Raw genomic sequence first — 19,453 nt, 5'->3', positions numbered from 1 at the left:
AAACGCGGCTTTTTTTATAGCTTTTTATCATTAATACTATTTAAATAGCTTTCAATTTCATCTACTACAGACTGCACGCAGCCCTCTTCGAATGGAGAGATCAAATTCGCTTCCTCTACTAATTCTAAAAATGGTTTACTTCCGCCAAGCTTACACAAATGAACGTAATCTTGCCATGCTTGTTCATGATTTTCCCGATCTTTTTTCCAAAATTGAAATGCACAAATTTGAGCGAGCGTGTAATCAATATAATAAAACGGAGACGTGTAAATATGAAGCTGACGCTGCCAGAAGCCCCCGCTTTCTAGATAGTGATGGCCGTCATAGTTTTTAGAAGGCATATATTTCTTTTCAATTTCTCGCCACGTTTGTTTTCGTTCCGAAGGCGTCATCTCAGGACGTTCGTATACAGCATGCTGAAATTCATCAACTGCTACCCCGTAAGGCAAGAAAGTTAAGCCTGAGCTTAAATGAGAAAACTGGTATTTATCTTTGTCCTCTTTAAAGAACAACTCCATCCAAGGCCATGTAAAATACTCCATGCTCATCGAATGAATTTCAGCTCCTTCATGCGTAGGCCAGTGATACTCATTGGTTTCCATATCTCGGCTGGAATACACTTGAAAAGCATGCCCTGCTTCGTGCGTTAACACATCAATATCGCCTGATGTTCCATTAAAGTTTGAAAAAATAAACGGCGCTTTGTATTCTTCAATAAACGTACAGTAGCCTCCGCCTGCTTTGCCCTTTTTAGCGACTAAATCCATTAAATTATTTTCAAGCATAAAGGAAAAAAATTCGTCCGTTTCTTTAGAAAGCTCCTTATACATAACCCGTCCATTTTCAATAATCCACTTTTCATCACCTTTTGGCACTGCGTTTCCTGTTTCAAACTGAAACGGTTCATCATAATAAGTTAAGCTCTCTACTTGAATTCTTTCCTGCTGACGCTTTTTTAGTTTTTCAGTAAGGGGAACAATATACTCTTTCACTTGTTGGCGAAAAGCGGCAACCATTTCAGCATCGTACCCTATTCTAGACATACGAGCATAGCCCACTTCTACGAAATTTTTATAGCCTAATTTTTCAGCAAGCTTAGTCCGCACTTTTACAAGCTTGTCGTAAATATCATCAAATTCCTCTTCATGATCAGTAAAAAATTGAAACTTCGCTTCTGCTGCTTTTTTTCTCATTTCTCGATCAGGTGACTCCATAAACGGATCGAGCTGAGCTAACGTTCTTTCTTCTCCTTCAAATACAATTTTAGCTGACGCCACTAGCTTCGTATATTGAGATGATAGCTTATTTTCTTCCTGCAGCTCTTTTACTATTTCAGGAGAGAACGTTTTTAACTGCATTTCAGCAAGAGAAAACAGCTGCTTTCCCCACTTTTCTTCTAGTTCCGGTTTAAAAGGTGAAGAGATTAAGGCTTTGTAAAATTTCTCTACGTATCCTTCTAAAAGCGGCTGTGTTTCATCAAAATAGTCTTGTTCTTCTTTATAAAATTCATTGGCTGTGTCGATAGAATGACGAATATAGCAGATGTTCCCCATTGTACTGTACTGAGAATACGCATCGTTTGCTAGACGAATTGCCTCATTTTGCTGACTGACTGACGCTGCTTCCGTAAAATGTGTAATGGCCTTTTCAAACTGCTTTTCAATTTCATTCATATCAGGTCGCGTATATGTATAATTCTCAAATTTCATCATTTGTTCCCCTTCCTCTATTGTCTGTATGTAACCTAATTCGTTTTTATCCAGCTGTATTCCTGTTAATTTCAATTTTTTGTCACTTTTTATTTTTGATGTCGATTGGCCATGAAAGAAGTCATAGAAAAAACTCGTTTGTTCAACAGAAACAAACGAGCTTTCCTTAATTAATTAGTCGATTCCGGCAAAAATTCATCTGCATAGTGCCCTAGTTTCTTAAGCATCGAAATGGCAACTTCCTTTTCTTCGCTAGATAAAACGGATAAAATATCATGAATTCTTTTTTCGTGACTCGGAAACATGCTTTCAATCATTTCCTTGCCTTGCTTGGTGATAGCTGCATAGGTTACGCGACGATCGCTCGGACAAGCAACGCGCTCCAAGAAGCCTTTTTTCTCAAGCTTGTCTACTACATACGTAATACTGCCGCTTGCCAACAGAATTTTTCCGCCAATTTGCTGAAGAGGCTGCTGGCCTTTGTGGTACAATAACTCTAGGACAGCAAATTCGGTTGGATTCATTCCATGCTGTTGAATAAATTTATGCACATGATCATTAATTGAACGATTGGCACGAGATAGTACAATAAATAATTTAAGAGATTGGTCTAACTCTTCTCTAGTTACATCATTCGTCATTTTAATCAGTTCCTTTGATATTATCTTGATATCAAGATAATACTAAAATTTCCCTTCAAAGTCAATCAAAGCAGGCTTATTTCATCGGTTATTCTCTCTGCTTGTACAATTTTTTTGATAAAAAATGTATATAAGTGGATTTATACATATGCTTTTAATACAATAAACATATGAACATTACATAAAAAGGTGAATGATTATGAAACCAACCCATTTATTATTTAATTCCGCGATTGGTTCGCAAAAGCCTGAAACAATCGTTAACCGGCAAAACCCCTGTCCCTTTTGCGACGTAGAATCTCTTACAGGCATCATTGAAAAACAAGGACCTATCATTTGGCTAAAAAATAAGTTTCCCGTTCTGCAAGATGCTTATCAGACGGTTATCATTGAGACCGATGAGTGTTCTTCAGAACTATCTATTTATCCAAAAGAACATCTGTATACCTTGCTGAGTTTTGCTACTGAACGATGGATATCGATGATGAACAGCGGAGAATATGCTTCTGTTCTTTTCTTTAAAAATCACGGCCCCATGTCCGGAGGATCATTACGACATCCTCATATGCAAATTATTGGTTTAAATGAGATGGATGTAAATGAAAATGTGAAGCTAGAGCAGTTTGAAGGAGTCACAATTGCCAAAAATGAACACGTCACATTTAATTTATCTGTAAAACCTCGAATGGGCTTTTTTGAATTTAACGTGATAACAGATCAGCTTGACAAAGAGCTGCACACGTTTGCAGATTATCTTCAAACGGCTGCTCACTATTTATTAAATCATTTTCATCGTAGCTGCACGAGCTACAACTTGTTTTTTTATAATCTTAAAAACGGCAAAATTGCAGCGAAAATCATTCCTCGCTTTGCCACATCTCCTTTGTATGTAGGATATGGCATTCCTCAAGTTTCCAATAAGCTTGAGCACATTGCTAACCAAGTTCAGGAGCTGTACTTCACCTAAAAAGTTGAACCTTCACTGGTTCAACTTTTTTGTAAAATTATTGCATAAAGCTGTTCATTTTTAAAATAGTCATGCTCATAGAAAACAAAAAAACATACACTAAAAGAACGATGTGAATTGAGGATAAAAAGAAGAATACGTAAAAGGAGACGGTTTATGACTGAGGTACTAATTGGAAGCATTCTTTCTGCGCTATCGACTGGAGTAGGCGCTTTGCCTATTCTATTTTTGAATCAAGAACTCACTCATCGCTGGAAAGATATACTTCTTGCGCTCACTGCAGGCATTATGACAGCAGCTTCTACTATGAGCTTAATTCCAGAATCTCTTCAAAGCGGCGGTTTTTTTTCCTTAGCGATTGGCTTACTGCTTGGCGTGGTAACATTAACACTGTTGGAGCAGAATATTCCTCACATTGATCTTGAGCATTCTAAAACCGGCATACAGTTTGATGAAAAAGCACTTTTAATTGTTTCCGCTATTACGTTGCACAACCTTCCTGAAGGACTGTCTGTTGGTGTGAGCTACGCTTCAAATGTTGAAAATACAGGGAACTTAATTGCCCTTGCAATCGGTCTTCAAAATGCACCTGAAGGACTGTTGGTCGCGCTATTTTTAGCTCAGCAAAATATCAGTAAAATAAAAGCATTTTTAATTGCTACCCTTACAGGATCAGTTGAAATTGTAACGTCTTTACTCGGGTTTTATTTAACTAATTTTGTGGAGTCTCTCGTTTCATATGGATTAGCGTTTGCTGCCGGAGCCATGCTTTTTATTATTTATAAAGAGTTAATTCCGGAAAGTCACGGCGATGGAAACGAAAGATTTGCTACTTATTCGTTTATTTTTGGTATTTTGTTTATGATTTTTTTAATTAACATTTTTTAAAGCTGAAGAGAGGCCACGGGCAGCGTAATTGTTTCACTGCCCGATCCCGAATGCTTGTCCTGCATTACAGCTTTGAAAAAGATAAAAAGCGGCTAATCAGTGTGGCAAACGATGTCTTTTCTTCCTCTTCTTTTAAACGCTGCTTTTGATAAACGAGTAAGAGCTGATCAAGCTCTTGACTACAGGTAACGGTTTCTTCATTAGTCAGACCTTTTTCTTCTCCGAGCTGCACCATCTTTTGTCTTTTTTGGACGATTTCCACTAATAATCTCTCTGATTTCGTTCTATTTCTCACTCCAAACACAAAATCCTCTCCTATGACAAAGAAATTAGCTTATAACGCATTATTACAAATTCTACTAAATATGTAAATAGAGTCGCAATAATAGACATTTTTTTCGCAAAAAAATTATTTTGTCGGAATTTATAAACGCTTACATTACTATAGGAATACCGTTTATCTTTTTTTTACAAGTTGTTTTTCGACAAAAGATGCTGCTTGTCGAATAAAAAAGAGGTTGAGACATAACGAAATAAATCCAAACGAAAGACGAACAAATGAGATACATGAGCTGGACTGCTTATGACACCGCAATTGATTTCCGTGCAAGGCTTCGCTTTCCGCGGGCGGCCGCTGAGCCTCCTCGTCGCTTTCGCTCCTGCGGGGTCTCACCTGTTCCGCTTTTCCCGCAGGAGTCTTCTCCTTGCCCTCCAATCAATTGCTAGAAGGAACGAAACAAATAAAACGATGTGCACCATCAAAAAAAAAAGAACCACTCATCAAACAGGTTGATGAATGGTTCTTTTTTTACTTGGACTCAACTACTTTTGTCCCAGCCTCTTTTTTATTCAGCTTTTTGAGCAGCGATTTGTACAGCATCCCATACCGTAGCAAAAGGAGGGGCATACGAAAGATCTAGCATGGTTATTTCATCTGTTGTGAGGCGGCAAGTAATAGCTGTCGCAAATACATCGATTCTTTTTGCAACTCCTTCTTTCCCAATCATTTGAACCCCCAAAATCTCTTTTGTTTCAGGATGATAAACAAGTTTTATCACAATCTTTTCAGCTCCTGGATAGTAAGAAGCATGACTCGGAGCCCCGGCTGTGATGGTTTTGTATAAAAGAGAATTTTCTCTTGCTTCTCTTTCTGAAATGCCGGTTTTTCCGATTTCATAGTCCATCACTTTGACAATGCTTGTACCTAGAACACCCGGAAATTTTCTATTTTCTCCCCCTAATCGGTAACCAAGAACCCTTCCCTGCTTATTGGCAATGGTTCCAAGAGCAATATGAACATCTTTTTTTAATACGCGGTGATAGCTCGTTGCACAATCTCCCGCTGCGTAGATATGAGGCACGTTGGTTTCCAACTTCTCGTTTACTAAAATAGCTCCATTTTCAAGCATTCTTAGTCCGTTTCTTTCTAAGAATTGCGTATTCGGACGAACTCCTACATTTACAATCACTAAATCCGTTTGGTACGTTTGACGGTTTGTTTGAACGTGAGTGACGGAACCATCTGAATGCAGCAATGCTTCCACTTCTTCTTCGAAATGAAATAAAATATCGTCATCTAGCTGCTTTTGTAGATGCTCTGCCATGTCTTGATCTAAAATAGATAGAATCTGCTTTCCCTGTTCAATGACCCGTACTTCTTTTCCCAAAGCCTTCATTGCTTCAGCTACTTCCATTCCGACATATCCTCCACCAATAATAGTGACTTTTTCTACGGAGTGAGCCTGTAGATATGTATAGATTCTTTCGCTGTCTTCTAATGACTTTAATGTGCATACATTCGGCATGTTATCACTCATAAAATTAGGTTTAACAGCCGTTGTTCCAGTTGCAATGATGAGTTCATCATATGTTATCTCTTTTTCAGCGTGCGTTTTGACATTTTGTGCTACTATGTATTTCTTTGTATGGTTTACTTCTTTAACTTCGTGAAAAAGATGGACGGAGATATTTCGCTCTTCAAACTCTTGTTTCGTACGAGCAATCAAATCGTCTTTTTCTTTTACAACACCTGACAGATAGTAAGGCATGCCACATGCGCTGTAAGAGATATCTCCACCTTTTTCAAACACAAGGATTTCCACTTCTTCTTTTTCTTTCATCCGGCGAAGCTGTGAAGCTGCGCTCATTCCGGCGGCTACTCCTCCTATAATGACGACACGTTTCATCTATACTCCCTCTTTCTACATAAATAATAGATTATACTATTGTTTTTCCTTATTCTTCCCGATTTCAAACGAAAAAAAACGGCTGTTTACACAGCCGTAGATGTTTGTTTCGAGCGGTAATACGTTAAAGCCAAGGCTCCTGCTAATACAGCTCCTTTAATAATATCTTGCATATAATACGGAACATTTAGCATCGTTAATCCATTTAACAGCACACCAATTAAAATAGAGCCAATCAGCGTCCCGAATACATTCGGTTTCCCTGCTCCAAATACGGAAAAACCAATGTATGTCGCAGCTACGGCATCCATTAAAAATGGTGAGCCTGCGTTCACTTCTCCTACTCCAATACGGGCAGCTAAAACGACTCCTCCAATTCCAGCAAGCAAACCTGAAAACATATAGGCATACATACGATAACGATTAACCGGTACACCCGAAAGTCTTGCTGCTTCTATGTTACCTCCTGTTACGTAGAAAAAACGACCAAACTTTGTATAGGAAAAAACGATATGAACAAGCAGCACAGTCAGCAGCATAATGATCACAGGGACGGGAATACCTAGAAAGTGACCTTGCCCCAGCGCAAGGAAAGAAGGAATGAAAATTCCCGGAGCTCTTTCTCCGCTTGGTAAAGGCATATTGGTATAAATAGCTGAGCCTTTTGTATACGTTAATAAAATCCCCTGTACGATAAACATCATGGAAAGCGTGGCTAAAATATCAGGAATCTTTACTTTCACTACTAAAAAAGCATTCACTAACCCGATGAGAAGCGATGCAATAATCGGAACAATGATCGCGACTGCAATTTCTTGTCTATGTAAAACGAGCATAGAAGCTGATAAAATAGTGGCTAAACCAGCCGTAGATCCTACAGATAAGTCGAGTCCGTTGACGGTTAACGATATCGTTACACCAAGCGCAATTAAGGTAACAATGGAAATAGAGCGCAGAATATCACTAATGTTTTCTCCTGTTAAAAAGTTAGGTGTGGCAATGGAAAAAATAATCATAATAACAAAAATCATTAAGACTGTCCCATATTTGTAAAAAAAGTCGAAAACGCTTATTTTTCTCTTTGGTTTCGCTACAGGTTCTGTTACATACTCCGCACTCATCCTTTTACTCCTCCTGCTGTATAATAAAATAATTTTTCACTAGTTGCTTCTTCTTTGGATAATTCTTTCACGATTTTCCCGTTGTACATAACATAAATTCGATCCGCTACCCCTAGCAGCTCCTCGAATTCACAGGTTGCATAAACAACGCCTTTTTGCTGTGACACAAGCCCTGTAATTAAGTCGAATATCTCTCGCTTAGAGCCCACATCAACCCCTTTAGTTGGCTCATCGAACAACAGTACGTCAGAATCCGTAACAAGCCATTTTCCGATTGCTACTTTCTGCTGATTTCCACCGCTTAACGTTCCAACTGACTGCTCGATAGAATGAGACTTTACGCCAACTTGCCCAGTCGTTTTCTGCGCTTTTTCTTTGATCTTTCCTCGCTTTAGAAACGAATAATTTGTAAAGCGGGACAGACTTGGCAAAACTAAGTTATCGGCAATCGATTCATGAACAAAAATTCCTTCTTTTCTTCGTTCTTCAGGAACAAGAGAAAGACCTTGTGCAATATAATAATACGGCTGCTTATTCAACTTTAGTTTCTTGCCTTTTAACCGAACGCTGCCGCTGACATATTGCTCTAAACCAAATAGACTTCGGCAAAGCTCCGTTTTCCCTGCTCCTACAAGCCCTGCAATACCGACTACCTCTCCTTCTTTTACATGAAAAGAGATATTCGAAAGGCGCCCTGGAAGGGATAATGCTTCTACATGTAAAAGTTCGTTTCCAACTTCTACTGATTTTTTGACCCACTGTTTTACAGAAGACGTTCCTAACATGAGCGTAATCACGTCTTCAATTGATGTATGTGAAGTTTCTTTTGTAGCTACATAGCGTCCGTCCTTTAAAACCGTTAAGCGGTCGCAAATATCAACCACTTCTTGAAGGCGATGTGAAATATAAATAATGCCTACTCCGCTTTTCTTCAGCTCTCTCATCACAGAAAACAATTGTTTCGTCTCTTCCACACTAAGAGGTGCGGTTGGTTCATCCAAAATTAAATAATCAACATTCTGTACAATTGCACGTGCAATAAGCACCTGCTGTTTTTCTGATAGAGTTAGATCAACAACATTTTTTTTAACGGATAAAGAAGAACCAAGTAAAGAAAGAGCTTCTTCCGCTTTCTTATAAATAGATTTCCAGTTTACAAATGTCTTACTTTTCTTAGAAACCTGCACGTCTAACACAATGTTTTCAGCTACTGATAGCGAAGGAATCAGCGCTACATCGACTTCTTGGTGTACAATGCCGATGCCGTGGCTCTTCGCTTCTTTAGGAGAAGAAATAGAGATTTCTCCTCCGTCTTTGTAAATCTTTCCTTCGTACTCGTCGTAAGCTCCGCACAATATTTTCATCAACGTACTTTTACCGGCACCATTGGCTCCCAATAAAGCATGAATTTCCCCTTTTTGAACAGTAAAATCAACTTTGTTCAGCGCTTGAAAAGAACCAAAGTTTTTTGTAATGTTCTTCATTGAAAGCTCGTTCGTCATGTCTGTCCCTCCACTTCTACTCTTTTTTACCCCATTCTTCTACGTACTGACTAAGCTGGTCCATATTAATCGTTTGATTAGGCAAGTCAGTTTGTTTGACTAAAACCGGATCAAAGGAATAATAACGAGGGATCTCTTGACCGGAAATCTTTTTAAGAAGCAGATCAACCTGCTTTTCTCCTACTGAAGCTGGGTTTACAGCAGCTGACGCTTTCCACGGGCTGTTTTTTGCCTGCATCATTTGCAGGTCTTCATCAGATAAGTCCACTCCATATACCTTAATCTCATCTCGTCCTGCTTCTTTAATCGCTCTTGTGACTCCTTTTGCAAATTCGTCCCAAGGTGCCCAAACGGCTGCAATGTCTCCTTTATTTGGATACTGCTTTAATACAGCCGCCATTTTATTTTGAGTGTCTAGAGAGGTGTTGTCTGTTGCGCTTCCAAACGTGGCAATTTGTTTTACATCTGGATAGCGATTCATCATAATTTTATAAATGCTGTCGCGTTTTTCCATCGGTGCAAAGCCTCCAACAAACGCATATACAATATTTCCTTTTCCGTTAATGTCCTGCATCATTTGCTTCAGCCCCTGGAGCGCAAGCATATAATCATCTTGGTCAATCGTTGTAACGCCTTCTACCTTTAATTCTACGTCTGTTGCAATAACGGGAATCCCTTTTGCAATCGCGCGCTTCACGCCAGGTTCAAGGGTTTCAGCCCGGCCGTGGTCAATCATAATACCGTCAACATTTTGGTTAATAGCCGTGTCTAAATACGCCGCCATTTTAGATTGATCATTATTAGAATCAGAAACGGATAGCTGTACTCCTGCTTTTTTAGCCGCTTTTGTCACACCTGTTATGTACTGAGCAGCGTGAGTGCCTGACGTAAATTCAGAAATAAGAGCAATTTTTGTATCTTTCGTAATCTTTTTTCCTTCTTGCTGTACAGGCTTAGCAGAAGCCGCTTGCTGCGCTGGAGCTGCCTGTGCTTTCTCGTTTAGACTTGGCTGTTCTTTCGTGCAGGCAGCCAGCGCAAAAACTAGAAGCACGAGCAAAGTAAGTGGCCACAGCATTTTTTTACTCTTTTTCATGGTGTTCCTCCTATTAAACTTATTATTCATATAAAAATAGTTAGTTTTATAATAATCCAAAGAATACCCCGCTTTTAGATGTAAAAGCGGGGTGATCATGACCTATGCTTTACAAGTAGTTGTTATGCGTAAATAGGTACCCATCCTTCAGTTGTCACGAAAATTCGCACAGCGACTACTTTACGATCTTCCATTAGTGTAAAGTAATGAAGAATGTTTTCTGGTACTGAAATTAAATCGCCCGGCTCTAATTCAACATCAAAAAATTCACCGTCTTTTCCTTGAATAACAAAGATTCCATGACCGCTTACGATAAAGCGAACTTCGTCATCTGTATGAATATGCTTGCGCTGAAAGTTTTTTAACAATTCATCAATGTTTGGTGTAGATTCCGATAACGAGATAACATCTTGAGCTTTATAGCCGCGGCGTTCAGAAATATCTTTAATATCCTCACCAAAAGCGTTTAAAATTTCTGTTTTTTCTTCATCAGTTAAATCATATTTTTCACGAAGATTTTCTGGAAGTTTTGTAATATCCCAGTTTTCATAAATAACTTCATTGTTTGCCAGAAAAGCTGATACTTCCTCTTGAGTTTCAATTCTTTTATTATTTACATGTAAGCGAATTTGCGCCATTTTTATTTCCTCCTTTTATAAATGCACCTTTGGCTTAATGCCTTTAAGTGATAGTAATTTCACATGGTAGCTAAATAGAAATTCATAGGCTTCTAGCGCTTTTTTTGTTTCAAACGCATTTTTTCCCCATACCGTAATCCCGTGGTTACGAATTAAAATCGCGCCTTGATCGCCTTTTATATGGTGAGAAAATTCTTCTGCTAGTGTCGGAATATCCGCGTAATTCGGAATAATCGGAACAGTAATTTCCGCATCTTCCTCCCAAATACCCAGTGCCTTAATAATTTCTTGACCTTTGAATGAAATAAACCCTTCATCTCCGTACAGTTCAGAGATCACGTTGTTGTCGATTGTATGTACATGAAGGCTGCACCCAGCATTCGTTGACTCGTAAATCTTAACGTGTAAAAGCGTTTCAGCAGAAGGCTTTAAATGCGTTTCTTCTGCAGGCTTCCCGTATTGATCAACTAACAAAAAGTCTTCATTTGTGCGTTTTCTTTTATCTTTTCCACTTGCTGATACAAAGAAAGTTGTCGGATTTTGATCCACTTTAATCGCTAAGTTTCCGCTTGTACCGAAGAACCAATCGCGCTCTGCCAACTCATCTTTTATATCTGCAAGCTCGTGTAATCTTTGCTGAGCCATAATACTCATGCTTTCACCTCTTCTGTTAATTCTTGTAAATGGTGAATCACATCATAAAAAGTAGAAAAAGGACGATACGGTAGAGATAGCTCTTCGCATTTTTTAATTAAAAAGTCACGCGCAATGACAGTGTCAGCTAATTTGGCAGCCTGCAAATCTGTAATTGAATCGCCAATAACAACCGTATGATCTCTTTCATCTGCAAGATGGCGAATAATCGTTGGCTTACAGCAGCCGCAGTCATTTGTACACTGTTTATCACATGTATGAGGCCACGTAATGGAAATATGCTCACCGGAAAAATCAGATCCGTTGCAGTAGAACATTTCCTCTGCAACTCGATTTCCCAAAAGCGGTTTTACAAAAAAGTCAATTCCTCCGCTTACAATATAAAGCGGAATATGATGCTCTTTTGTATAGGCAATAAAATCATCAAATCCATCTCGAATAGCAGACGTCTCTAAAATATAAGAAATAATATCTTCCTTTAATTCCACGGGAAGCAAGGCAAACATTTGCCCTACTCCTTCTTGAATGGAGACGCGCTGTGCTAGCACGTCGTCTTTAATACTTTCCCACTCCGGAGGAGCAAATTGTTTCATAATAGCAATAATGTTATCGCTATTTGTGATTGTTCCATCAAAGTCACAAAAGATTTTTAACGATGTCATGCTTTCACCTCTACTGTTCCCCATAGTTGCAAAGCTTTTTGCAACTCTTTTGATTCTTCCGCTTTTTCGGCTAGCGTTTGATGAGAGAGTACTCCATCTATCGCCACACGGAATGCTTTTCCTCCTCCGATAGCGCCGTCTGGATGACCGTGAACTCCGCCTCCTGCATTAATAATGCTGTCGATTCCAAAGTCCTTCACAAGCTGCGGTACCATTCCAGGATGAATTCCTGCTGAAGGAACCGGGAAAGTCTGCTTATATTTGTACACAGGACGCGTTAATTCGTAGGCAATGCCTGTCGTATCTTCAAGAGAAAGCGCTACGCTTCCGTATGGTGATGGAAACAGTGAGAAATCCGCTCCGGCTAAGCGCAATAGTTTTCCAAGCAGTAATGAATTTGAAAAACCGTAAAACTCTGATGGCGTAAGCGCTCCGCTAACAGCTGGGTGTGCCATAATCGGCAAGTTAATTTCATCATCTTCTCGAAGTGCCTGCAGTACGTCTAACCCGTAAGCAAATACGTTGAATAAAAGAGCATCGGCTCCTAGCTCAGCTGCTTTTCTCGCTTTTTCTTTTAATTCAAACGTTCGTCCCGTTAAATTAACAGCATACAGCGTGCGGTGTCCCGTTTTTTCGTATACTTCATTCAGTACTTTTTTTCCTTCTGTAACGCGAGTTTCAAAAGGTGTTCGTTCACTATCAAACAAAATCTCGTCGTCTTTAACCAAATCCACTCCGCCAAGCGCTTGCTCACGCAGCTGAGTTGTTAAGTACGTCATGTCTCTTCCAATCACGCCTTTAAAAATACTCATCACAAGCGGACGGTCATAAACGCCTAGTTTCTCTCGTATACCTTCTATTCCAAAGCGCGGTCCTGGGAATTCAGCTAATAATTCATCAGGAAAATCCAAGTCTAATAATTTCACTTTTCCATCAAGTGATAGTTTTCCGAAAACCGTAACTAAAATAGCCGGTAAATCTCTTGAAAAGTTGGCAGTTGGATAAGCAATTTTGACAATAGCCTGCTTAACCTCTCCGCCTAAATATCCGTTAACACGTTCGCAGTCTTGAAGCTCAGTTACGGATACGACGCGCCCTTTATGCTTTTGAAGCTGCTGTTGATCTAAAAGCGGCAGATCTGTCCATGAGCCGACGGTTAGTCCTAAAGCAATTCCTTCCGCTTTTTTATGAAAATTTCCTTTATTGTCATGTAGTAAGTAGCTTGCAACGATTTCACTCATTATGCTAAAAACTCCCTTGCTGTTTAATATCGTTAATAAAAAAAACCTCTTCTGTGATTAAGAAGAGGCTTTCGTTGCTCTTCTTATCTCTCAGCTGCTGCTGCAAGAATTAGCACCGTGCTTAACATGCGTTAAGTCGGTTGCCGGGCTTCATCGGGCTAGTCCCTCCACCTACTCTTAATAAGAAAGTTGCTATTTATTTAAATTAAATTCGTAGATTATATACTAAATAAAAAATACCGCTAGGATTTATCGGTTATTAATCTCGTTAACTTCTTACATATTAAGCCAACTCAAAAAGGATTGTCAATGCGTTTTTAAAATAAATTTAATTTTTTTATTCGAGATACAGCTTCTCTCATGCGCTCTTCATCCGTCAGCAGTCCTACGCGCACATAGCCTTCACCATATGTTCCGAAGCCTACTCCAGGTGCCACTACAACGTGGGCTTTTTTAAGAAGTAAATCTGAAAATTGTTCAGAAGTATATCCTATAGGAACTTTTAGCCATGCAAAAAAGGAACCCGCTGGAGATGTAACGTCCCAACCAATTTCTTGAAGCCCTTGAATAAAGGTATTGCGTCTAGATTCATAGCGCTTAACTAAATCATTCACACATTGTTGAGATTCTAACAGAGCTACCGCTGCTGCCTCTTGAACCGCCCCAAAGAGGCTGACATACATATGATCTTGAAGAAGATTAATAGCTTCTACTACACTTTCATTTCCTACAGCAAATCCAACTCGCCATCCCGCCATGTTATACGTTTTAGAAAGAGTATAAATTTCAATTCCCGTCTCTTTTGCACCAGGAGTCTGTAAAAAGCTGATTGGCTTTTTACCATCAAATCCAATGGCTCCGTAGGCAAAGTCGTGTACCACACAAATATCGTGCTTGGCAGCAAACGCCACGGTGTCTTCAAAAAATTCTGCTGTTGCCACTGCACCGGTAGGATTATTCGGATAGTTTAAAAACATGAGCTTTGCCTGTTCTTTAGCACGTTCACCTATCTCTTCGTATACGGGCAGAAAATGATTTTCAGCCGTGAGCGGCATCACTTCCATCTTTGCTTTTGCAAGCTCTACTCCAGACCAGTAATCAGGATATCCAGGATCCGGAACCAGCACCGTATCTCCAGGGTTTAATAAGCACTGCGGAATTTCTACAAGTCCACCCTTCCCGCCAAACAAAATAGCTACTTCTTTTTCAGGATCCACATCAACGCCATATTCTCGTTTATAAAAAGTCGCAACGGCCTCTTTTAAAAACTGGTGCCCCCGAAATGGAGAATATTTATGATGCATAGGATTAGCACTTGCTTTTTGGAGTGTTTCTACAATATGTGAAGGAGTAGGCTGATCAGGATTTCCCTGCCCTAAGTTAATAACGTCGTGCCCTTGGGCCATTACTTTTCCTACCTTGCCTACAAGTGATGCAAAAAATTGTTTTGGTAAACTTTTTAATAGTTCCGATTGCTCAAATTGTTTCATCATCGCACACCTTCTCAAAAAATTCTTGAAATTCTAGTCACAAATAATATATTGTAATACTCAACTTGTAAAGTCATTTTTTTCAACTACTAAAAAAAGGACGGATGATAAAGTGAGTGTAAAAATCACGTGTTTGCAGCTTGATATTGCGTTTGGAAACCCAACTAAAAACCGAAAATATATTCAACAAAAAATGACGGAAGCTCTAAAAGAAAACCCTGACATCCTTGTGCTTCCTGAGCTATGGGATACAGCTTATGATTTGACGCGGCTAGACGAAATTGCCGATGATGAAGGACAGCAGGCCAAGCAATTAATCTCTCAATTTGCTAAAACGAACGAAGTAAATATTGTGGCAGGTTCGATCGCGAAAAAAACAGAGCAAGGCGTCACAAATACGATGTATATTTTTGACCGAAAAGGTCGTGAAGTATCACAATACAGTAAGCTGCACTTATTTAAATTAATGGATGAGCACCTCTATCTAGAAGCAGGAACAGCAAAAAATCTTTTTACACTTGAACAGTCTTTATGCGCAGGAGTTATTTGTTACGATATTCGTTTTCCAGAATGGATTCGCGTGCATACTAGCAGCGGAGCAGAAGTCTTATTTGTTGTTGCTCAGTGGCCGGCTCCAAGACTTGCCCATTGGAAAGCACTGCTCATTAGCCGCGCAATCGAAAATCAATGCTATGTAATCGCGTGTAATCGTGTAGGCCAAGATCCTAATAACACATTTGCCGGACATTCCTTAGTCATCGATCCGTGGGGAGAAATAATCGCTGAAGCTGGCGATAGCGAAGAACTTTTAAGTGCCGACGTTAACCTGGAACTTGTAAAAGAAATTCGTAAACAAATTCCTGTCTTTACAGATCGCCGCACAGAATTTTATTAATTATGTATTGACAGCCGTTTTTTTGCATGATACGATTTTCACCAGATAACATAAAATTTTCAAACAAATCAAAATTGAATAAGTAATCGTACTCTTATCAAGAGTTGGCTGAGGGATTTGGCCCTGTGAAGCCCAGCAACCGACCGTCATTCCATCCTAAGATGGATCACACCCGTAAAAAATGTTTTTACAAAGGCACGGTGCTAATTCCAACAGAAAGTAATTCTTTCTGGCAGATAAGAGGTTTGAACACTACAATCAAGCCTCTTTCCAACGAAAGAGGCTTTTATATTTTCTAAAATTATAAAAGCCTCCATACATTCTTAAACCTATTAACTTAGTAAACAAATCAGTTTAATAAACTATGGAGGGATTCTAATGTCAACAACGAAAACAGAGAAGTATCAGCCTTTAACAGAAATTTCAGCAATCAAACTTGTAAAAAAGCTAGGTCTCTTTGATGCCACAGAAGCACTGACTGCCCGTGAAATCGGTGATGGCAACTTAAATCTCGTCTTTCACATCATAAATGATCAAACGAATAAATCCATTATCGTCAAACAAGCACTTCCCTATGCAAAAGTTGTAGGCGAAAGCTGGCCTCTATCCTTGAACCGTGCCACGATTGAAAGCAATGCGCTCAAGCAATTCGGTGCATTTACCCCTGAACTCGTACCAGCTGTGTATTACCACGATGAAACGCTTGCTGTTACGGTCATGGAAGATCTGTCTCATTTAACGATTTCCCGCGCCGGACTTATTCAAGGAGAAAGTTATCCCCTGCTTTCACAGCATATCGGTTCTTTTCTAGGACATATTGCGTTCAAAACGTCGGATTTTGCCTTAAAGCCTCAGGATAAAAAAGAAGAAGTCGTCAAGTACAGCAATCCGGACTTATGCAATATTACGGAAGATTTAGTTTTTACAGATCCTTTTTTTGATATCGATACAAATGAATTTGAAGAAGCGCTGCGTCCTGATGTAGAAGAATTGTGGAACGATGGAGATGTAAAGCTACAAGCAGCAAAATTAAAATATAAATTTTTAACAAATGCCCAAACGCTAATTCACGGTGATTTACATACAGGAAGCATATTTGCTAGCAGTCAAGAAACGAAAGTGATTGATCCAGAGTTTGCTTTTTACGGTCCGTTTGGATTCGATTTAGGCCAATTTGTTGCGAATTTATTTTTAAATGCTCTTTCTCGAAAAACAGATCGCGAACCGTTATTTGCACACATTACGAACACATGGAACGTATTTAAAGATACCTTTACTGCGCTTTGGCATTCTGAAAACACTGAACCTTTCGCTAAAGATGAGCGCTTGTTACATGAAATTTTAACGCAAACGTGGCAAGATGCTGTTGGATATGCAGGGTGTGAAATCATTCGACGTACGATTGGCTTAGCTCACGTGGCGGACTTAGACGAAATTTCTTCAGAGGAAAGAAAAATTAACGCTAAACGTACTGCGTTAAAAATTGGACGCTATTTACTTCTGCACCAACAAGACGTTTCACCAAATGAATTTGAACATTTACTTCGATAACGAATAATGTACACAATGAAAGGATCGGTATCAGCATGACAAATACACTATCACTTCCGCGCTCAGTGGAATGGAATGAATCATATATTACTTTATTAGATCAGCAGCAGCTTCCTGGCAAAGTTGAATATATTAAGCTGCAAACCATTAAAGACGTATGGGATGCTATTACTACCTTGAAAGTACGCGGAGCCCCTGCAATTGGCATTACGGCGGCTTTTGGTCTTGCTCTTTCTGCGCTTAGCTATGACACGGATTCAGTCAAGGAATTTAACAAAAAGCTAGCTCTAGATCAACAGTATTTAGCTAGTTCACGCCCGACTGCCGTCAATTTATTTTGGGCATTGGACCGCGTAGCGAAAAGCGCTGAATCCGCTTCGTCCGTTAATGAAGCTAAAACAAAAGTTGTTCATGAAGCGATTCAAATTCAAGTAGAAGATGAAGAAACGTGCTACCGAATTGGAGATCATGCCCTTTCTTTATTTAAAAAGAAAGATAAAATCATGACAATATGTAATGCTGGTTCAATTGCTACAGCTTATTATGGAACAGCATTAGCACCTTTTCACTTGTCTAAGCAGCGCGATATTCCGCTTGAAGTATTTGCTTGTGAAACAAGACCCGTTCTTCAAGGTTCTCGCTTAACAGCATGGGAACTTCAGCAGTCGGGAGTAGACGTTACGCTGATTACGGATAATATGGCTGCTCATACCATTAAAACAAAAGGAATTAATGGGATCATTGTAGGTGCTGACCGCATTGCAGCAAATGGCGATACGGCTAACAAAATTGGAACGTATGGACTTGCTCTTTTAGCGAAAGCATTCGGTATTCCATTTTACGTAGCAGCGCCGCAGTCCACATTTGATTTATCTATTCAAGACGGAAGCAGCATCCCTATTGAAGAACGTTCACCTAAAGAAGTAACGCACATTGGAGATACGCAAATTGCTCCAGACGGAATCTCTGTGTACAATCCAGCTTTTGATGTGACGCCAAGCGAACTGATTACGGCCATTATTACAGAGCATGGAGTTATCCATTCCCCGTCTTTTGAATCCATTCAAAAAGTTTTGCTGCAATCTGCTCAATAACAAGAGGCTGAGACAAAAGTATTTTAGCCCCACTGCAAAACGAACCATTAATCAACACGTTTGATTAATGGTTCGTTTTTTTTGTTATGGTGAATGTAGTTTCATCTGTTTCGTTCCTTCTAACAGTGGATTGGAGGGCAAGGCGAAGACTCCTGCGGGAAAAGCGGAACAGGTGAGACCCCACAGGAGCGTATGCGACGAGGAGGCTCAGCGGCCGCCCGCGGAAAGCGAAGTCTTGCACGGAAATCAACGTCGGTGTCACAAGCGATTCAGCTCATGTGTACGAGTTGTTCGTCTTTAGATGGCATTAATTTTGTTATGTCTCAACCTCTGTTATTAAACAGTGCTTTTCGGCTGCATTTGTAACACAATTGTAACAGTACTCTCTGCTTTTTCTACATATATTATAGGGGATTCTTTTTGAATAAGGGGGAGTAAATATGAGTGCAGAGCAAAAAACGGATAAAAACAAAGCGTTGAATCGCAAGCAGCAATATCAGCTATTCGATTTATCCAAAGATGAAGAACTAAATTCCCTCCCTTCTCCTCAGCAAATTGACGGTGTGTTTGTGCAAGGAGAAGGCTGGAAATTAGACGGTGAATAGTTATTTTAACTCCAGAGCGCCTTTTGCTACATTTCTTTCAAGCATTAATAGTTTTTCTTTTATATGAGTTTGGGAACCTGCATAACCTGTTAAAGCTCCATTTTTACCAATAACACGGTGACAAGGTAAAATAATAGGCAGTGGATTTCGACGATTCGCTTGTCCCACAGCCCTTACGGCTTTAGAGCGATTAACAGACTCCGCTACATCACTATAAGACCACGTTTGTCCATAAGGTATACCTTTAAGCGTTAACCACACTTCTTTTTGAAAGTCTGTTCCTTTTATATCCAAAGGCACATCAAATGTTAGCGTGCGCCCTTCAGCATAATCCTGAAGCTGCCGCTTCGCTTCTTTCACAAGGTGATAATTCTCGTCATGGACAAGTTTTTTAAGCTGCTCGTTGTGATCATCGCTATCAAACCAAATATGTTGAACCCCTTTTTCCGAGGCTACAATATAAATTTTCAAATCAGAAAATAAGTTCATTTCTCCATAGTACATACTCGCTTATCC

General features: G+C 39.6%; 21 protein-coding genes and 2 riboswitches. Of the genes, 7 read left to right on the top strand and 14 right to left on the bottom strand.

Features of this window, described 5'->3' with window-relative positions; translation table 11 throughout:
- Window positions 1-14: 14 nt before the first annotated feature.
- A complete protein-coding gene (locus tag LJY09_RS06210; RefSeq protein ID WP_155010451.1) occupies window positions 15-1,709 on the bottom strand; it encodes a M3 family oligoendopeptidase in 1,695 nt (564 codons plus the stop codon).
- A 170-nt stretch (window positions 1,710-1,879) separates the two neighbouring features.
- Window positions 1,880-2,350 (bottom strand): MarR family winged helix-turn-helix transcriptional regulator, encoded by a 471-nt coding sequence (locus LJY09_RS06205; protein ID WP_014461070.1) that lies wholly within the window; start codon window positions 2,348-2,350, stop codon window positions 1,880-1,882.
- A 199-nt stretch (window positions 2,351-2,549) separates the two neighbouring features.
- Here LJY09_RS06205 and LJY09_RS06200 point away from each other — a divergent pair, with 199 nt between their 5' ends.
- Both LJY09_RS06200 and LJY09_RS06195 read left to right on the top strand, forming a co-directional pair.
- The gene (locus tag LJY09_RS06200) at window positions 2,550-3,317 is read left to right on the top strand and encodes a DUF4931 domain-containing protein (RefSeq protein WP_028414160.1); all 768 of its coding nucleotides are present in this window, start codon (window positions 2,550-2,552) and stop codon (window positions 3,315-3,317) included.
- Window positions 3,318-3,473: 156 nt separating this feature from the next.
- Window positions 3,474-4,205, top strand: a complete 732-nt coding sequence (locus LJY09_RS06195) for a ZIP family metal transporter (protein ID WP_028414161.1) — start codon at window positions 3,474-3,476, stop codon at window positions 4,203-4,205.
- Between the two features lie 64 nt (window positions 4,206-4,269).
- Here the strand turns inward: LJY09_RS06195 and LJY09_RS06190 are convergent, their stop codons facing one another.
- From LJY09_RS06190 to LJY09_RS06140, 11 genes are all read right to left on the bottom strand, one after another.
- Window positions 4,270-4,509: an aspartyl-phosphate phosphatase Spo0E family protein gene (locus LJY09_RS06190; RefSeq protein ID WP_013082228.1), complete on the bottom strand. Its 240-nt coding sequence runs from the start codon at window positions 4,507-4,509 to the stop codon at window positions 4,270-4,272.
- A 277-nt stretch (window positions 4,510-4,786) separates the two neighbouring features.
- The gene (locus tag LJY09_RS06185) at window positions 4,787-4,924 is read right to left on the bottom strand and encodes a hypothetical protein (RefSeq protein ID WP_165573317.1); all 138 of its coding nucleotides are present in this window, start codon (window positions 4,922-4,924) and stop codon (window positions 4,787-4,789) included.
- Between the two features lie 126 nt (window positions 4,925-5,050).
- Window positions 5,051-6,391: a CoA-disulfide reductase gene (locus tag LJY09_RS06180; RefSeq protein WP_028414162.1), complete on the bottom strand. Its 1,341-nt coding sequence runs from the start codon at window positions 6,389-6,391 to the stop codon at window positions 5,051-5,053.
- 86 nt (window positions 6,392-6,477) lie between these two features.
- Entirely contained in the window at window positions 6,478-7,512 is a 1,035-nt protein-coding gene (locus tag LJY09_RS06175; RefSeq protein WP_028414163.1) for an ABC transporter permease, read from the bottom strand.
- Complete coding sequence (locus LJY09_RS06170) at window positions 7,509-9,014, bottom strand: sugar ABC transporter ATP-binding protein (RefSeq protein WP_028414164.1); 1,506 nt, start codon at window positions 9,012-9,014, stop codon at window positions 7,509-7,511. The genes LJY09_RS06175 and LJY09_RS06170 overlap by 4 nt, the downstream gene beginning before the upstream one ends.
- A 16-nt stretch (window positions 9,015-9,030) precedes the next feature.
- Window positions 9,031-10,107, bottom strand: a complete 1,077-nt coding sequence (locus LJY09_RS06165) for a sugar ABC transporter substrate-binding protein (protein ID WP_028414165.1) — start codon at window positions 10,105-10,107, stop codon at window positions 9,031-9,033.
- A gap of 122 nt (window positions 10,108-10,229) precedes the next feature.
- A complete protein-coding gene (locus LJY09_RS06160; RefSeq protein ID WP_013055961.1) occupies window positions 10,230-10,745 on the bottom strand; it encodes a 1,2-dihydroxy-3-keto-5-methylthiopentene dioxygenase in 516 nt (171 codons plus the stop codon).
- Between the two features lie 15 nt (window positions 10,746-10,760).
- Window positions 10,761-11,399: a methylthioribulose 1-phosphate dehydratase gene (locus LJY09_RS06155; protein WP_028414166.1), complete on the bottom strand. Its 639-nt coding sequence runs from the start codon at window positions 11,397-11,399 to the stop codon at window positions 10,761-10,763.
- Entirely contained in the window at window positions 11,396-12,061 is a 666-nt protein-coding gene (locus LJY09_RS06150) for a 2-hydroxy-3-keto-5-methylthiopentenyl-1-phosphate phosphatase (protein WP_028414167.1), read from the bottom strand. Before LJY09_RS06150 ends, LJY09_RS06155 begins: the two co-directional genes overlap by 4 nt.
- Entirely contained in the window at window positions 12,058-13,302 is a 1,245-nt protein-coding gene (gene mtnW, locus LJY09_RS06145) for a 2,3-diketo-5-methylthiopentyl-1-phosphate enolase (RefSeq protein ID WP_155010294.1), read from the bottom strand. Before mtnW ends, LJY09_RS06150 begins: the two co-directional genes overlap by 4 nt.
- A gap of 80 nt (window positions 13,303-13,382) precedes the next feature.
- Window positions 13,383-13,489, bottom strand: a riboswitch (SAM riboswitch).
- Between the two features lie 130 nt (window positions 13,490-13,619).
- The gene (locus tag LJY09_RS06140; RefSeq protein ID WP_155010452.1) at window positions 13,620-14,792 is read right to left on the bottom strand and encodes a pyridoxal phosphate-dependent aminotransferase; all 1,173 of its coding nucleotides are present in this window, start codon (window positions 14,790-14,792) and stop codon (window positions 13,620-13,622) included.
- A gap of 112 nt (window positions 14,793-14,904) precedes the next feature.
- Here LJY09_RS06140 and LJY09_RS06135 point away from each other — a divergent pair, with 112 nt between their 5' ends.
- The 5 genes from LJY09_RS06135 to LJY09_RS06115 all read left to right on the top strand — a co-directional run bounded on the left by LJY09_RS06135 (window position 14,905) and on the right by LJY09_RS06115 (window position 18,937).
- On the top strand, window positions 14,905-15,687 hold the full coding sequence (locus LJY09_RS06135) for a carbon-nitrogen family hydrolase (protein ID WP_028414170.1): 783 nt from the start codon (window positions 14,905-14,907) through the stop codon (window positions 15,685-15,687).
- A 91-nt stretch (window positions 15,688-15,778) separates the two neighbouring features.
- A riboswitch (SAM riboswitch) is annotated at window positions 15,779-15,930 on the top strand.
- Between the two features lie 135 nt (window positions 15,931-16,065).
- A complete protein-coding gene (mtnK, locus tag LJY09_RS06130; RefSeq protein WP_028414171.1) occupies window positions 16,066-17,238 on the top strand; it encodes an S-methyl-5-thioribose kinase in 1,173 nt (390 codons plus the stop codon).
- A 35-nt stretch (window positions 17,239-17,273) separates the two neighbouring features.
- Window positions 17,274-18,332, top strand: coding sequence for an S-methyl-5-thioribose-1-phosphate isomerase (gene mtnA, locus LJY09_RS06125; RefSeq protein ID WP_028414172.1), 1,059 nt, complete (start codon window positions 17,274-17,276; stop codon window positions 18,330-18,332).
- Between the two features lie 192 nt (window positions 18,333-18,524).
- On the top strand, window positions 18,525-18,698 hold the full coding sequence (locus LJY09_RS06120) for a hypothetical protein (RefSeq protein WP_014461080.1): 174 nt from the start codon (window positions 18,525-18,527) through the stop codon (window positions 18,696-18,698).
- Window positions 18,699-18,772: 74 nt separating this feature from the next.
- Window positions 18,773-18,937: a hypothetical protein gene (locus tag LJY09_RS06115; RefSeq protein ID WP_014461081.1), complete on the top strand. Its 165-nt coding sequence runs from the start codon at window positions 18,773-18,775 to the stop codon at window positions 18,935-18,937.
- Here the strand turns inward: LJY09_RS06115 and LJY09_RS06110 are convergent, their stop codons facing one another.
- Window positions 18,938-19,441 carry a methylated-DNA--[protein]-cysteine S-methyltransferase gene (locus tag LJY09_RS06110; protein ID WP_028414173.1) on the bottom strand — a complete coding sequence of 168 codons (504 nt, stop codon included), beginning with the start codon at window positions 19,439-19,441 and terminating at the stop codon, window positions 18,938-18,940.
- Window positions 19,442-19,453: the final 12 nt, after the last annotated feature.

This window comes from Priestia sp. J2, from assembly GCF_020790095.1.
In the GTDB taxonomy this organism is placed as follows: Bacteria; Bacillota; Bacilli; order Bacillales; family Bacillaceae_H; genus Priestia; species Priestia zanthoxyli.
The sequence above is the reverse complement of the archived record's forward strand: the minus strand, read 5'-3'. Positions and strand labels throughout refer to the sequence as shown.